Origin of the sequence: Pseudoalteromonas sp. NZS71_1 (genome assembly GCF_015864305.1) — a bacterium.
Taxonomy (GTDB): Bacteria; Pseudomonadota; Gammaproteobacteria; order Enterobacterales; family Alteromonadaceae; genus Pseudoalteromonas; species Pseudoalteromonas arctica.
The window spans coordinates 18,734-35,304 of record NZ_JADYXM010000017.1; the positions used below are offsets into that span (position 1 = coordinate 18,734).

The window sequence follows — 16,571 nt, forward strand, 5'->3', positions numbered from 1 at the left end:
GTGATAAAACATAAAAATACTGTTTTTTGCTTTCTCATTTACTCCTCTTTTACTTCTCATTGTGCAAATAAAAGCTTTTAAAGGGCTAATTAATTTACAAAGAGGCTAAGAGGCGCTGCGCTTTTAAAGTAAGTGATACATATTGGCCGATCTGGTTTTTCTCAGTTATTACTGATTACTTTATCTTTGTGAAAGAAATTACTTATATTTTTAATAATAATTAAAATAAAAACGTATTGCGGAGGGGGAGAATACCTAAGCAACAGCAATTAAACGCTATCGCTTAAAGTATAAATCAATCGCTTTAGTGAGGAGCTCGTCGAGCTGTTCTTCAAATTCTTCAATATTAATATCAAAGTGCTTTAAATAAGCCCGAGCCTGAGCAAGTGATAAATTACGGCTGTTAACGCTATATTGTCGCTCGTCTATGGCTTTATCGTAACGAGGTAAAAATACAAATTGGCCATAAAATGGTGACTTAATATGTTTATTTGCAAAACGACAAAAATCTTCAACATGCTCAGCACCCTTAGGGCCAAGGCAACCGGGCTCGATGCGATACATTAAGCGAATTTTTTTGTCGTCATTTATTTGCATATAAAGCCTTTATCTAAAAAACAGTACGCGTACTATTTTTCCATCTTTAATTTGGTAACTCGAAATAAGTTCTGAGCGTTTATCAACTACCTTTTCGTCAGTTGAGCAGGTTTCTGATAGTTCGTGATCAATCACTATATCACCGTGCACTATGCGCTTAATTGGTGATGAGTGAATACACTTTAACTTTTTAAACATTAGCCCATAACGTTCTATTAGTTTTTCTTTACCTTTAAATAATAGCTCATTAGGGAAAATATAAAACTCAACATCTTCGGCATACACACGAAGAAACTCTTCAATGTTACGTGCGTTATATGCTTTAACTAACTGCTCTACTACCGCAAGTGATTCGCGCGATTGCTTAGCTTTTGTTTGTTGCTTAACTGTCAGCGCTTCTTTTGCTTGCGTAACTGCTTTTTCAGCTTCGGCTACAGCCACTGCTTTTTCTATTTTATTTTTAGGCTTTTCAGTCGGTTTAATCTGCTCGTTACCCAATACCTTTGAATCGTCTGGTTTAGTCGCATCAATTGTTGGCTTTTTAAGCTCAGGTGCTTTGTATTCAAGCGTATTTACTTTGTCGTCAGCTTTGACTTGAGTTACTGATTGCTCATCTTCAACTTTTGGTTTTTCAGCGTTTGCTTGAGCTTCAACTTGCTTCTCTTTTTGCTCAGGCTCGCTTTGTTCTGCGGCGTAAGTAATAAGCGCAACGGTGGTAATTAACGAGGCAAAAATAATAGATAACGGTTTCATAACTTTCCTAAAATGAACACTAAACACGTGTAATACCAATTACATTAAATAAGCGATCTATTATAGCGTTAAGAAAATAGCACTATAACAAGGCGAAAATTATGACATGTAGTTGTTCTATATGAATAATTTTTAACGCAGTTAGTGAGTTATTTAATGCGATAGAATGATCATATTTTTGATGAAATTGGCATAAGGGTGCAACATAGCAAATTTTAACGTTATCGGGTAGTTAATACCACCACTGTAGCTTACCAGTACTGCTCTACGGTAATGTTACCGGGTGCTTTGCGGCGGTTACGCGTAAAGTTTTTATCGATAAGTAGCGCGGTCGTGTCTTTTACCATTTGTGGGTTTCCGCAAATCATAAATTGCGCGTTACTAGGCTCTGGGTTTAATTTTACATGTTCAAACAAGCCGTTGCTCTCAATAGCGTTAGTAATCCGGCCACTTAAGCCTTGCAATGGCTCTTCTCTACTTACAACAGGAATATAGTTAAGTTGTGCTGGGTACACTCGTAATAGCTCGTTAATAAGTGCCTGATAGCTCAAATCGTTATTAAAACGTACGCCATGTACTAAGTTTATGCTTTTGTATTTTTTCCACACATCGGGCTGTTGTAATATCGATAAAAAAGGCCCTATGGCAGTGCCAGTACCTAACATCCAAAGCTGATCGCTTTGTGGTATTTCATCAAGGGTAAAAAAACCAGTTGCGCGTTGTTCTATAAGTACGGTTTCGCCTGGCTGTAATTTAGCTAAACAGGGCGATAATAAACCATCAATAACGTTAATAAGGTAAAACTCGAGGTCGGGGTTTTCAGGGGCATTCACATATGAGTAAGCCCGAGCAATGCGCTTGTCGCCATCCATTATAGAAAGCTTTGTAAATTGCCCTGCTTTAAACGGTTCTACATTAGCATTAACGGTTAAGCTAAAGAGCGTTTCGCTCCACCATGTTACGCTTTTTACTGTTGCTTCAACCCAATTAGACATAGTTACCTCTTGGTTTAGCCATTAAAGTTTTAAATAACTCACTCCATAAACATTAGCATTAAGTGACAAAGACTTACAGGAGAATATGACTAGATTTAAAGCAGTGATGTATGCAGTATTTACCAATAAAATAATGTGAATAATTAGCTCTGCGATAAGAGCCATTAATTGCATAAGGAAAAGCGAAGCAGCAGTAACTAAGAAAAATAAAGTCAAAAAAACAGTGCTTTTTTATTTTATCACTCACTTTAAAAGCGATGCGTCTTATATCACCATTAGTGAATTATTTACTTGAAAAACTATTGCACTAGGAGAAGCCAAAGAGGAGCAAATGAGAAGAGCCAAGCCTGAAAACGAGTATTTTATCATTTACTTTAAAAGCGCTGCGTCTTATATCATCATTAGTGAATTATTTACTTGAAAAACTATTGCACTAGGAGAAGCCAAAGAGGAGTAAATGAGAAGAACCAAGCCAGAAACGAGTATTTTATCACTGACTCTAAAAGCGTAGCGTCTCTTAACATCTTAGTGAATTATTTATTTAAGCCTTTATTAATTAATTTTATAGTTAAACTCAAATTCCACACATAAAAAAACGGCGCCAAATTTAGCACCGTTTTTATAAGCAATTAGAAAAAGTTTACGCTTTTTTCTCTTCACAACTTGCTAGGTATTCGTCAAACGTACCTTGGAAGTCGATTACTTTTTTATCTTTAATATCAATGATACGCGTAGCTAATGACGATACAAACTCACGGTCATGGCTTACAAAAATAAGCGTACCTTCAAAGTCTTTAAGCGCATTGTTAAGCGCTTCAATAGCTTCCATATCCATGTGGTTAGTTGGTTCGTCCATTACAAGCACGTTAACGTCTTGCATCATTAACTTACCAAATAACAGGCGGTTTTTTTCACCACCAGAACAGTTACGCGCTTTTTTGTTTGAATCGTCTGCTGTAAACAACAAACGGCCTAACATGCCACGAACCATTAAATCGTTGTGCTTAGCTGTACGCCATTGCGACATCCAATCAAACAACGTTAAATCGTTTTCAAAATCTTTAGTGCTGTCTTGCGGGCAATAACCAAAGGTCGCATTTTCAGACCATTTAATTTCGCCTTCATTACTTTTAAGCTCATCTACTAAACAGCGCAAAAATGTAGTTTTACCCACACCATTTTCGCCAATTACAGCAAGCTTAGCGCCAGCTTCTAGTAGTAAGTCGCCACCAGTAAATAATGTTTCGCCATCAAAACCATGGCCAAGCTTATTAACTTCAAGCGCTTGACGATACATTTTTTTACCTTCGTCAAACGAAAGTGATGGGCTCATGCGGCTTGAAGATTTAACTTCATCAAGCTTAATTTTATCCATTTTTTTAGCACGTGAACTCGCTTGCTTAGCTTTTGAAGCGTTAGCACCAAAACGGTTAACAAAGTCTTGTAGCTCGTCAATCTCAGCGCTCTTTTTAGCATTTTCAGCTAAAAGTTGCTCGCGTTGTAGGCCCGCAGCATCTAAAAACTTCTCGTAGTTACCAGGGTAAATACGCAGCTCGCCGTAATCAATGTCGGCCATGTGTGTACATACCGAGTTTAAAAAGTGACGGTCATGGGAAATAATAATCATCGTACATTTACGTTTGTTAAGCTCGTTAGCAAGCCACGTAATTGTATGAATATCCAAGTTATTGGTAGGCTCATCAAGTAGCAAAATGTCAGGATTTGCAAATAACGCTTGTGCTAAAAGCACACGTAGTTTCCAACCTGGAGCAACGTTTGCCATTAACCCGTAATGAAATTCTTTATCGATACCCGCTTCAAGCAAAATCTCTTCAGCGCGGCTTTCTGCCGTGTAACCGTCCATTTCAGCAAATATGCTTTCAAGATCGGCTACTTTCATACCGTCGTCTTCGCTCATTTCTGGTAACGAGTAAATACGTTCGCGCTCTTGCTTTACTTTCCAAAGCTCCACGTCGCCCATAATTACCGCGTCTACAACGCTGTATTGCTCAAAAGCAAACTGGTCTTGGCTTAGGTTACCTAATTTCAACCCTGGAGTAATAGATACATTACCCGCACTTGGAACAAGCGCACCGCTTAAAATTTTCATGAAAGTCGACTTGCCGCAGCCGTTAGCGCCAATTAAACCGTAACGGTTACCGTTACCAAATTTAGCTGAAATGTTTTCAAACAACGGCTCTGCGCCAAACTGCATCGTAATATTTGCGGTGGAGATCAAAAAGGGTAATCCTAGATTAGTACTGACAGGAGTACGCTGCAGCAAAACGCCACAAACAAGAACCAGACAATAGGGTAAATTAGCTGGCGAATTATACAGATCAGCCACAACGAATGAAAGATAAAAGGTAGCTAATTTATAACCAAGCGAAAATAACGGCAATTCTCGTTTTTAAGCCACTATTTTTAGCGTGAGCGGTGATGCTTACTTACAGCGGGGAATATAAATAACCACTACCGCCAATAACATTAAATAAGTGTTGTAGCCAAATAACCACGTTATTGCCCATGCTTTAATGCACAGGCTGATAAATTAACTTTATAGCGGCCGCATTTTTGATAATTAGTTGATTAACCGTCGCCACGTCATCAAGAGTTAGCGACTCTTTACTTAGCATAAAATGTACGTTGTTAACGTTAATTGGTGTAATAGACTTTACCTGCGTAATTGAGGGGTGTTTTTTTACAAAGTACTGTGCAACAGCAGAGTCTTCAATAACATAGTCAATTCGTTTTTTATCTAACATGCTAAATCGATTATTTGCTTGAGCAGTAAGCACCACCTGTGTTGGATACTTAGTTTTTAACTGTTCAAGCTCGTTACCAAAAAAGCTCCCACGGTTAATACCAGCTGTAAACTTTTTACTAAAAAGCTCAGCTAAGCTTGTTACATCAGGCGTATCTTTATGTTTATAAAGCCGCATAACCTCGTCGCGGTAAGGCAAGCTAAAATGCGCATATTGAGCGCGTTGTTCTGTATAACTTGCCGCGTAGGTCATATCTACTCGGCCATTTTTAAGCTCAGCTTGAACACGCGAAAAACTCGGAAAATAAGTCCATTTAATACAAAATTTTGAATCTTTAAAAATAGCGTTTACAGCATCCACTTCTGTGCCTAAAAATGTATCACCTTGTTTAACAAGATAAGGCGGCCAATTGGTTTCGTTAGTGCCCATTACTAATGTTTTTGAACACGCAAGGGCATTAAAGTGAGTAAATAGCAGTGTAGTAAATGCTAAAAATAAAGTTTTCATTACACTCCTTAAATTAGTGTTCAAACAACGCTTTAAGTGCTGTTTTATTTTTGTTTATATATTCATTAATTACCGCAAGCTCAGTAACCGACACCGTTTGTTTGCTAAACATTAAATAAATATCGTCTTTATTTACATGCTCAATATTGGTTACTAATTTTATATTTGAGCCTTTTTTGCCAAAATAAGCCCCCACTAACTCGTCTTCAATAGCAAAATCAATACGTTGTTTATTAAGCATTTCAAAGCGTTTACTGGTTGCACTGGTGTATTCAATCTGCTTTTTATATTTAGTTTTATATTGCTCAAACTTCTCGCCGTAATAGCTTCCAAAGTTAGCGCCAACAATAAAGCCTTGTTTAAAAATGTCTTCGAGGTTTTTAACACTATGCTGATTATTTTTGTTTTCGTATAAGCGCATAACCTCAGTTCGGTAGTTATCACTAAAGTGCACATATTTAGCGCGCTCGTCTGTATAACTTGCAGCCCATCCTAAATCAATACGGCCGTATTTAAGCTCAATAAAAGCCCGCTTAGAATTTGGCAGTAACTTAACTTCAAAACAAAAAGGGGAGTCAGCAAATATAATGTTAAGCGCATCAACCTCCAAGCCTTGCAGCTTACCGTTAATGCCCATTACATAAGGCGGCCAAAAAGCATCGTGCGATGCCACGCTAAAGGTTCTCTCACAAGCAAATACATTAAATGGAGCCGTAAACAGCAAACATAAAAATACAGTAATTAATTTATTCATTGCGCCTCATAGTTATTATTTTTGCTTATTATTACAACAGTATAAACCAGCTTTTGTATTTTAGCGGCGCGGGCTTGTTAAATTTGTAAATATTCCGTTAAAAATTCATTTTTAGGATAAAACAACTAAACTAGCGTTGTTGGTAGCTTTATCTATGGGTACACTAATAATAAATTTATACATAGCAGGGCACGTTATGTCACCAGCCAAAATACGCAGTGATGTTATAAAACTCAGTGAATTAAGCACTAAAAAACCAGATTATTACTTTATCCAAGGCTACTTAATGGGATTAGGTGTATTACCTCAACTACTTGTTCCCAGTGAGTGGCACCCAGATCTATTTGGAGAGTTTAATATTCAAAACGAGACTGAGCTAAAATACCTCGAAAGCTTAATGGCTCTGTATAACCAAAGCATGGATAAAATAATTCAAAACGAATTAAAAATGCCAGCAAAATGCAGCCTATCTAAACAAGACTACCGTGAGTCACTAAAGCCGAATATGCCCCTACCAAATTACTGTAAAGGGGTTTTACAGGCGCTTAAAAATATAAATAAACGCATGCTCAATACAGAGCAAAAACGTTCTATAAACAGCTTTACTACAGTGTTAAAAGCATTTACAAGCCCCAAAATCGCCGCAAAAGAGTTTGGTGAATTTGCCCAATACAACGCCCAAGAATATAAACGTAATTATGTTTATTTTATGGCCGACGCTATTTTTGAATTGCGTTTTAGTAACGAGCGAGCAGTATTTGATGAAAACGAAGCCGAATTTAATAACCACTTTTTAGACGAAGAGCCAAATGAATTAGATGAATTAGATGAATTTGATGAACTACTTGAACTGGTACTTGCCGATACAGAGCTAAAAGCACTTGAACCAATGCAAATGCTTTTAGAAATAATGGAAAGTGGGCTCATAACAAAGCAATTTATTAAAAACAACACTGGGCACTTTTGGGGACTGCAAGAAACCCGCCCTTATATGATGGTGCGCGCACATCGCGCAAAAATAAACGCACTGCATGGTTATACCCAAAAAGCGCAATCAGAACTCGAAGAGTTATTAACGCTAAACCCAAACGATAATCAAGCAAACCGCTTTTTATTAATGAACTGCCTAATTATTAATAAACAATGGGATAAGTTGGATGCTCTATTGGCCGACTTTGATTTTCAAGAACTACATGCAACAGCCAGCCGAGCGCTAAGTACTTTTGTAAAGCATGGTGATTCAAAACCCGCTAACGATTACAAAAAAATGCTCCAGCAGCAAAATAAACACTTTATCAAAATACTCACAGGCCAAGAAAAACTAAAAGAACAACAGCCGCCATATTTCAGCCCAGGCAGTAAAGAAGAGGTAGGTGTTTATCTTGATTCGTTAGGTAAACAAGCGTGGATTTCGGTGCCTGCGAGCCTTTTTTGGTTAAGAAAGAAGTAAACAAAAAACGTTTAGCGTGGTTTATATCGCGCTAAACATAATGCAGATTCAATTTTGAAGTGCATAACCGCTTTTTAAGTTTTTATTCTATAGTAGAAATCACGCTTGTTAAGCGTGCAGCATCAATGTCGCTTATGTTCGCAAAGCGCCATACTTGAAATAATAAATTTCAAACCCGTCAATAAACACATAACATTCAGAAGTCATCGTTAATAACCTGCACTTTATTGTTTTGCATTGGTGCGCATTGTAGCCACCTACACCAGCGACTAATTCACTAATGAGTACCTAATCAGTCATTAAGGCTTTAATGATTACTTTTTTGGTATTTAGTTATTTGCACCCGGTTTTTTATACCGCGTGTGCCATTTAACATCAGTGCTTAATAACAATGGCGTATAAATTTAAAAATTTCTACTTATTAAGCCTATATTTAATGCGGCTGTTCCTGTAGATTAAACGAATAATGAATGCAGTATTAACAGTGTCTTAGCTGTTAAACGATTAGCCAAGGAGCGGTGAGTCTCGTGTCAAACACCACACTTACTTATTACAACCAAAATGCCAAAGCTTTTAGCGACTCAACACTTAACGTTGATATGTCGGCGCTTTATGCTGAGTTTTTACCGCACGTTGCACAACGCGGGAGTATTTTAGATGCCGGTTGTGGCAGTGCGCGCGATGCCGCATTTTTTAAAGCGCAGGGTTTCACTGTAAGTGCGTTTGATGCAAGCCCAGAGCTGGCAGAGTTGGCAAGCAGTTACTTACAGCAACCTGTGGCGGTTAAAACATTCCAAGAGCTAAATAGTGTAAATCAATACGACGGGATTTGGTGCTGCGCTAGTTTATTGCACGTTCCAAAGGCTGAGTTACCGCAGGTGTTTTTAAACCTACAACGTGCGCTTAAACCGAATGGCGTTTTGTATGTATCGTTTAAATATGGCGATACAGAACGTGTGCACAATGGTCGTGAATTTACCGATTTAAACGAAAATGCTTTAACGCATTTACTTAGCCATACGCAGTTAAAAGCTATTAAACAATGGCAAAGCGTTGATCAGCGCCCAGATCGCGAAAGTGAAGTGTGGCTAAATGCGCTTATAAAAGTAGTACACGTTTTATGATTGGATCAATGCAGCAACAGCTCGACTTTATTGCTTACATTCAGCGCTTATTAGTTGAAGGTGATTTTAGTGCTACTTATAAGTTTGCACTTTTACATGCACTGGCTGATATTAGTATCGAAAAACATCACGCCGATCCGCAAGCACAGTTAGAAATAAAATTTGATGAATTAGTCGATAAATTTATTACTTTATATTGGCACCAAGCATCGCCATTTGGTGCAATTGGTAATAATAGAGAGCAACTACTTTTACAAAATACCAACTCTAATAAACAAGCCAAAATTATAACCACGCTTCATGATGCAAAATTAAATAATATTAATTCAATTAGCCAATTAAAAAAGAGCCAAGGTTGGAAAAATATACGTAGCTCAACACTAAAAACCATTAAAGACGGCCCGCTATGGCTCTTACAAAAATTAAATGGCAAAGAAGAGTGTTTCTTGTATCCCCATATTAAAGGCCAATCATACATTACCTTAAATGAAGGTATTGCAGGCTGCTTTAGGCGTTTTTACGACCTAGTTGTTTATTTAGCAAAAAATGCATGGCTGCAAAAAATTCAAAGTATTAAGCATAACCAAGCCTTAATTGGCCCACAAAGCCAACTACATGATTTTTTATTCGGCTTTGATCGCAATGCACTGAGTAAGGCAAAGCCTGTGTTGATAGAGCTTCAGCACGGCAATTGTTTTTATTGCCAAAAACCGTTGAACAGTAAAACCGAGGTTGATCACTTTATACCGTTTGCTCGTTACGCAAATGATTTAGGTCATAACTTTGTGGCAGCACATAGCACCTGTAATAACAGTAAAAGTGACTTTTTAGCAGCGCAACTTCACCGCGAACGTTGGCAAGAACAAAATTTAGTGATTAATAGCCAGCATTTAACAAGTGAACTTAGTAATTACTTTAATTGTGATTCAGATAAGTCACTTGCAGTAAGTAATTGGGCATATCAGGTTGCACAGGCTAACAGTGCAAAGTTATGGGTAAAGAAAGGTTATTTTGAAGAAGCGGCTAGTTTTAAATATCAGCAACTAAGTGTAGGGCTGGATTTAGTAGCGGAAGAAAAACCAAGGTATGACGTGTAATGAATAATTTGTAGTTCGTGCCGTAGACGGGAGTTTATCTCGCGCTTTAACTTGTAGGCGCTGAGCTTGCTCGCGCGAAAAGCGAAGCTTTAAAATTTCGGTGTAATTAATGTGTAGGTGCGATTTTATATCGCGCTCATACGTTGATGTTTTATCGTGCAGATTTAAAGGATTTAATAACCTCTATTCGAGGTTATATCGCGTTGGCGATGGCAACCAAAGGGCGGCTGCCGCCGACCGCCCTTTGGAATCCCACGGCGCACCCGAGGATCACACTTTATCTTCAACTTAAGTGAATGATGTGAACGTAACCAGCGTAGATAGGCCATCCATGGCCAAGCTACGCTTTGTACAGCATCCATGCTGTAAATTACTCATCATTAATTAAGTTTCAGGTGTGATCACGGGGAATTGGAGTGTGTTGGTAGATTGATGAACATAATTGTATATGAGAGTTATCTACACGCTATACATAGTTCTTTGAATAAATGATTGATGCAATATTTACTACAGAAATTTTCTTTTAATATAAATAATGAGAATGAAAATGACAAAAGAATCTTTAATTAAAGAAATTAAATCTCTAAAAAGTGATTTTGAAGAGAACAGAAAAAAAGCCAAACCTAATCACCTTATAGCGCGAAGGCTTGGAAGCTTTTCCTTATTTCTTTTTATAGCAAGTACTTTAATCGCTATAAACTTTAAATTAACAGGTATTAACTTAAACTTAGAGTTCGGACCTTTTAATTACTTATGGTTATTATTAATGCCTTTGATTCTCGTACTTTGCTACTTTTTTTTTATACACTTGATGAAAAGTAAGGACGAAAAAAAACTCTTGTTTGGTTTAAGGCTCTTTAATTTCTTTATTTTTGTCTTTTATGTTTTTGTTCTTATTGTGTTTAAAACGGCTGATATCATTTTATTACTTTCTGGTGGTTTTTTGTTAAGTTATTTTATTTGTTACTTATCAAATAAACAGTATGGATATACTCGCAGCTGGTCTAGAAGTGAAAAGTATTATTTTTTACTTCAATCTCTTGAATGGGAAGTTAATCAAATAGATGAAGAAAAAAAATATCTAAAAGATATTAAGCTAGACGAATTGACTTCTAAATTTACTAAAATTATAGAGTTACAGCTAAATGAACGGCAACGCGACATCATTGGTGATTACTTATCTGCTAACGAATTATTGCTTAATTGGACAAAAAAATAAAAAGGGAAATTATGATTAATTTAATAAAAAAACGAGATAATACGCCAATAATATTAGATTTAAATAAAGTAGATTTTGAAAGAGATATTCAAGAAGGTGAAATATGGCAACAGGATGCAGTACATGAATTTAATCTGCGATTAGAAAAAACAATTAAACAAGCAAAAAAGCATAAGGATAATGAAGGTAATAACCCTACAATTATTCATGATGCAATATTTATTGGTGGTGCGAGAGGCACAGGGAAAACAGTTTTTTTACAAAATATAAAAGGCTTTTGGAAAAAATATAAAGATAAAAATGATTTGAATGTAAAAGCACATTTTTGCGACTCTATTGATCCAACTCTTTTAGTCGATCACGATAACTTTGCCAATGTTATAATTGCACATTTATACAATGAAGTGGAAACGTATTTAGAATCAAAACAATGTAATACTGTTAATCAGGATTCATTTTATCAATCCTTAAGAATTGTATCAAAATCACTAGGAAAACAGGAAAATTTAGAAGATGGTTTGAGTGGTTTGGATCGCGTAATCAAATACCGTAGTGGAATACAGTTAGTTAAACATTTTGATAGTTATATTAATGAATGCAGAAAAATATTAGACGTTGATGCAATTGTTCTACCTATAGATGATATTGATATGGCATTAGCTCGTGCATATGATGTTTTAGATATTGTGCGCCGATTATTAGGTTGCCCTAAAATAATTCCTATAATTACAGGTGATCTAGAGTTATATGAACCAATAATAGAAAATCGATTCACAAAAGACGAAGATGATAAATCAAACGAAATAATTGGAAGTCAAAAAGCTGAACAGTTAACGCAAGAGTATCTAAAAAAAGTAATACCCCACCATAATCGAATCAGCTTAGAACCAATAGATAGACTTTTACCTGGTATGATTATTTATGATTTTGGCGATACAGAAAAGCGTGAACCATTAAGTTATAAAGACTATATAACTAAATTTATTTCTTGCTTATTTGGTCCATTGAATAGTGAAGAAAAAAGCTGTGATTGGCCAATGCCTGATTCAGCTCGTGAAGTTACCCAATTAGTTCGAGATTTTTCTCCTAGTGAACTAAAAAAAGAAAACCGCGCTGAATTATGGCAACGCTATATTGTGTGGGCAAGATTAAAGCAAAATAGTGTAGCTTATTCAAATGCAGTTACAGCACTGCAAATAGAAAACTCAAAGGTAAAAGAAACTAATGATTATATAACTTTAAATAAATTACATTCATTTAATCCAATATTACAAATGAACGATTTGACACCTAAATGGCAAGGCAAGCTATTTTTTGGAGAACAAGTTTCAGATAAATTGAATGCAGATAATGAACTTGTAAAAAGAATGAGTCAGCATTTTGAAGAGTTCAAAAATAAAAAGGTATATAGGAGCATGCCTATAATTGAACATTTTTACGGAAAGTTTAAATTAACCAGTGAATCAATAACTGACGAAAATATACAAGAAACGACTTCTAAAGGTAAAGATCAAGATTCGCGAAATGATAAACGTATGCTCCTAGATATTTTTACATATAACAACTACTACGATTTAACTTTAAAAACACAAAGGCAAATATTTTTTAGTCGAGCTTATGAACTATTGGCTATTTCATTACTTAATTTCGATTTCAAACTCGAAGTTGAGAATAAAGATTACTTAGATAAAAGAGTACATCATTGGAATTCAATTTTAAAAGACTTATTTAGTAGGACGCCATTTTATACAGTTCCCGCTTTATTTCCGACTAAAGCATTTAATATTGGTCCAGAAGAAGAGCTGACTGATGAGGAAGAAATTAAATTAGTATCAAATATTACAATCAGAGAACTTTCATCTGATATAGCTGCATGGGAGGTCAAATACTTATCTAATTTAGAATATTATAAAAATGATTCTTTGATGCCTATTATATATTCGGTTTTTAATAAGTCATTCACTCAGTTACGTTTATTGAAAGATAGAATTCAAAAAAACGCCTCAAATGATTATAAAAATGAAACACTGACTGATTTAGCTTTAAGGTTTAAGTACATCGTAATTAATGCATTTGCGACCTTTATGAAGCCAAGCCCTGTTGTATTACAAAATGTAGCTTTTACAAGTAATTTAAATCTAATCCGAAATTTTGGAGAGCACCGACGTTACTCGCCACCTTTAAGAGATAACGTAGGGTATTTTTTCAACTTTACAGATTCCAAAGATAATAAACCATTCAGTGAAATAAAAGATGATTTAGAAGGTGATATTGAACATAAAGCCCTTCTACTACAAGCTATTGCAAATCATCCTATCTTCCAATTACTGGAGAATGAAGAACTCAAAAATGGTGCTTTTCAATTATTAATTAAAAAAAATAATCGTAGTAATGATATAACCGAATCAGACTTGGAAGAAACAAAAATATCAGAGTTAAATATCAAGCCAATTCCATTAGAGGATTTCAAAACCTTACAAAAAAAGTTACTAAAGAAACAAAACCTAGATATTAGTGATCATAGCTCGATGTTTGGGGTAAGCGAAGAGGATATAGCTGCTTGGGATGAAAATTCTAAAGAGAAGAATAAGCAACTTGTGATCGCTAGGGCTAAGCTAATATGTACACTGCTCAAAATCAAATATAATGGAAGAATTGGAAAGGTAAAATTTTACATTGACAATTTGAAGAGTATATAAAAATGCTATTACTCGATCTTGAATGGTTGGCACCTGTCACGCGGCTTCGTTCAGATAGATGGCTTGAGTTTTATGTGAAGTGCGGAGATGGCGAGCCCACTCTAAATAAAGAGAGAGTTGCTAATGAAGTTGCCGACTTAGCATTATTTGACCATCAATTTTACTTAGAAAATATGCATCGACGTGATGACAATAAAGCTATAAATAATATCTGGGGGAGTGGCTATCAGGCAAGCTCAGTATTAAAGCAATTACGGGCAATGCAACAAAAGTTACTCGTTTGGCAAGGTTCAAACTTTACTGTTAATGAAAACAATTTAAAGCATTGGTCTGCTATTTTATCAAAAATAGATCCTGTTTGGCTTATAGCAATAGGTTACAGCGATAAACTAAAACAAAATTTACTACACGTAGATAACGTAAGTGAATTAATAGAGGAACAATGCTTTTCTGCATTCCCTAAAGGATTTAGTCAAAAGAAATATGCAGATAATCATGTACATTTAGGTGGGAACGGTAATTATACTCCAGCTCTAGCTGAAGTCTCTTTATTTTTAAAAAGCAAACCTAAATCATTTTTTGACAACAGCACATCGACTCCGAAACTACCCGAGTTTACCAAATATTCAAGTGGTGAGCGTAATATTAACGAGTTACCAGTTCTTATAAAGTTGTTGTTCAACGATTTAATAGCAACACTGAGTAAGGGAAACAGCAAATGTAATAAAGTAGATTGGCAACGTCCCAAGTTTTGGACAATTCCTGATGAAAGTATTGGAGATCTACTAACTACAAACTCTAAAAATAATAACGTAACTAAGCTACTTAATGCTGCCATTAATTGTAATAGACAAGACTCAAATAAGATGTGGTTATTAATAGCTATAGCGTTAGTGCATCATGGGGATGTTTACGCAAGCTGTGATCTTTGGTTGTACAAACTGAGTGCTTACATAACGGGTAATAATATTTTACGTTCTATGATGATTAGCTCTGGTGCCGGCCTAACAAGTTTTATTGAGCACTTTGCTTTTAAACCGAGACAGAGCCATGGTCAAGTCATAGCATATGGTAAACATAGTTACGAAAGTGACTCAGATAAAAATACGTTACGTGAATTTAAAATATCAGATCAAACAGTTACAGCAAGGCAGTTAACTAAGTTTGGTTTTGATTTTATAGAAAAGAATCAGTTTAATAATAAGCAATTTACCTTTCATTTTAGTCGTTCGTTTAAACAAAGCTATCATGCTAAAGAAAGCCTTCAAATATATGATAAGCGTTATACAACAAAACGATTAGAACTATTAAAGTCGTTACGTAGGCTGCAAAAAGTCTTTACATCTTCAGCATTACAAAAATATGAGTATGAAAAGCTAGGTAATTCGAAAGTGCAAAGTTTAAATTTATGCGCGCTGATTCGAGGAATTGATGTTTCAGGTAATGAAAATCATTTTCCAATTGAGGTTTTTGCCCCCTCGATACGAGTGTTAAGAAAGAGCGCTTATCGACCAGATAATAAACATTTTGTCCCTCAAAGAAAACTGCATTTAAGTATTCATGCCGGAGAAGATTTCAGCCATTTATTGACTGGATTAAGAACCATTGATGAAACAATAGAGTTTTGTGATTACGAATCTAGTGACAGAGTAGGTCATGCTTTAGCATTAGGAGTTGACGTTAAAAAATGGGCTTCTCGCCAGCAGCGTTCATACGTCCCTTTGAGTTCACATTTGGATAATTTAGTGTGGGCATATAATCATGCTATTGAGGTTACGAAAAAAGCCCCACGGTTTGATGTAATGTTAGCTGTTTTTGAGAGGAAAATATCAAAGTGGAGTCATAAGTTATTTGATGAGGATAGATCTAAATATACCTTGTTCGAAGCTTGGCGTTTAAGAAGAAATTGCCCAGAATATTTAGATACAGAGCTAAATAACAGTAGTGAAGAGTCTGCGGCTTGGTTACCTGATTTTAAATCGAAAAGAATTAATATGAATGCAGGGGCTATTAAATATTGGAAAGAATATACTGATAATGGAATTAAAAAAATAAAAAGAAATACCGCTGAAAAAATTGTTAGTGTTTATTTTGGAGGCGACCATGCTCCCTTTATAAATGATGAGTATAGTGAAGTTGTCGATGACTTTGAACTTGATTTTTATGAAGCTCTTCAAGATTATTTGATCGAGAAATATAGCAAAAAAGGTGTCGTTATTGAGGCTTGTCCAACATCTAACATCTATATTGGTCGGTTTAAGTGCTATTCAGAGCATCCAGTCTATCGATGGTATCCTGTAGATAGTAGTTTACTTAATACAGGCGAAAAATTTAATCGTTTTGGTATTCGCACTGGACCTATTACTGTTTGTGTGAACACTGATGATGCTGGGCTTATGCCTTCTACAATTGAAAATGAGCATCGTATTTTAAAAGAGATAGCTATAAGTCATTTTAATATCGGTAATGAAATGGCCGAATGTTGGATTGAAAGGTTGCGCAAAATTGGTGTTGATATTTTTAAATCAAACCATATTGACTGTAGGGATTAGCTTCTTGAACTATATAACTTAATTTAGATCGTTGAAAAGTTAATATATGGAACTAATAA

General features: G+C 35.7%; 12 protein-coding genes. 6 read left to right on the forward strand and 6 right to left on the reverse strand.

Translation table 11 applies throughout. The features are described from left to right. Positions 1-276 precede the first annotated feature (276 nt). The 6 genes from I6F43_RS17810 to I6F43_RS17835 form a co-directional block, all read right to left on the reverse strand. The gene (locus tag I6F43_RS17810; RefSeq protein ID WP_024608461.1) at positions 277-597 is read right to left on the reverse strand and encodes a hypothetical protein; all 321 of its coding nucleotides are present in this window, start codon (positions 595-597) and stop codon (positions 277-279) included. Between the two features lie 9 nt (positions 598-606). Beyond that, positions 607-1,350: a nuclear transport factor 2 family protein gene (locus tag I6F43_RS17815; protein ID WP_024591140.1), complete on the reverse strand. Its 744-nt coding sequence runs from the start codon at positions 1,348-1,350 to the stop codon at positions 607-609. Between the two features lie 251 nt (positions 1,351-1,601). Continuing rightward, a complete protein-coding gene (locus I6F43_RS17820) occupies positions 1,602-2,345 on the reverse strand; it encodes a ferredoxin--NADP reductase (protein ID WP_197103393.1) in 744 nt (247 codons plus the stop codon). Between the two features lie 640 nt (positions 2,346-2,985). Further along, positions 2,986-4,584 carry an ABC-F family ATPase gene (locus I6F43_RS17825; protein WP_076915521.1) on the reverse strand — a complete coding sequence of 533 codons (1,599 nt, stop codon included), beginning with the start codon at positions 4,582-4,584 and terminating at the stop codon, positions 2,986-2,988. Positions 4,585-4,876: 292 nt separating this feature from the next. Next, on the reverse strand, positions 4,877-5,617 hold the full coding sequence (locus tag I6F43_RS17830; protein ID WP_197103395.1) for a substrate-binding periplasmic protein: 741 nt from the start codon (positions 5,615-5,617) through the stop codon (positions 4,877-4,879). Between the two features lie 13 nt (positions 5,618-5,630). Continuing rightward, a complete protein-coding gene (locus I6F43_RS17835; RefSeq protein ID WP_165735972.1) occupies positions 5,631-6,371 on the reverse strand; it encodes a substrate-binding periplasmic protein in 741 nt (246 codons plus the stop codon). Positions 6,372-6,567: 196 nt separating this feature from the next. Between I6F43_RS17835 and I6F43_RS17840 the strand changes: the two genes are divergently transcribed. The 6 genes from I6F43_RS17840 (at position 6,568) to I6F43_RS17865 (ending at position 16,512) form a co-directional block, all read left to right on the forward strand. Beyond that, complete coding sequence (locus I6F43_RS17840; protein WP_197103398.1) at positions 6,568-7,821, forward strand: UPF0149 family protein; 1,254 nt, start codon at positions 6,568-6,570, stop codon at positions 7,819-7,821. Positions 7,822-8,348: 527 nt separating this feature from the next. Beyond that, complete coding sequence (locus I6F43_RS17845; protein WP_197103400.1) at positions 8,349-8,945, forward strand: class I SAM-dependent methyltransferase; 597 nt, start codon at positions 8,349-8,351, stop codon at positions 8,943-8,945. Next, positions 8,942-10,042 carry an HNH endonuclease gene (locus I6F43_RS17850; RefSeq protein ID WP_197103401.1) on the forward strand — a complete coding sequence of 367 codons (1,101 nt, stop codon included), beginning with the start codon at positions 8,942-8,944 and terminating at the stop codon, positions 10,040-10,042. The genes I6F43_RS17845 and I6F43_RS17850 overlap by 4 nt, the downstream gene beginning before the upstream one ends. 547 nt (positions 10,043-10,589) lie before the next feature. Further along, complete coding sequence (locus I6F43_RS17855; RefSeq protein ID WP_197103402.1) at positions 10,590-11,261, forward strand: hypothetical protein; 672 nt, start codon at positions 10,590-10,592, stop codon at positions 11,259-11,261. Between the two features lie 11 nt (positions 11,262-11,272). Then, entirely contained in the window at positions 11,273-13,960 is a 2,688-nt protein-coding gene (locus tag I6F43_RS17860; RefSeq protein ID WP_197103403.1) for a hypothetical protein, read from the forward strand. 2 nt (positions 13,961-13,962) lie between these two features. After that, positions 13,963-16,512, forward strand: coding sequence for a hypothetical protein (locus tag I6F43_RS17865; RefSeq protein ID WP_197103404.1), 2,550 nt, complete (start codon positions 13,963-13,965; stop codon positions 16,510-16,512). The last annotated feature ends 59 nt before the right edge of the window (positions 16,513-16,571 follow it).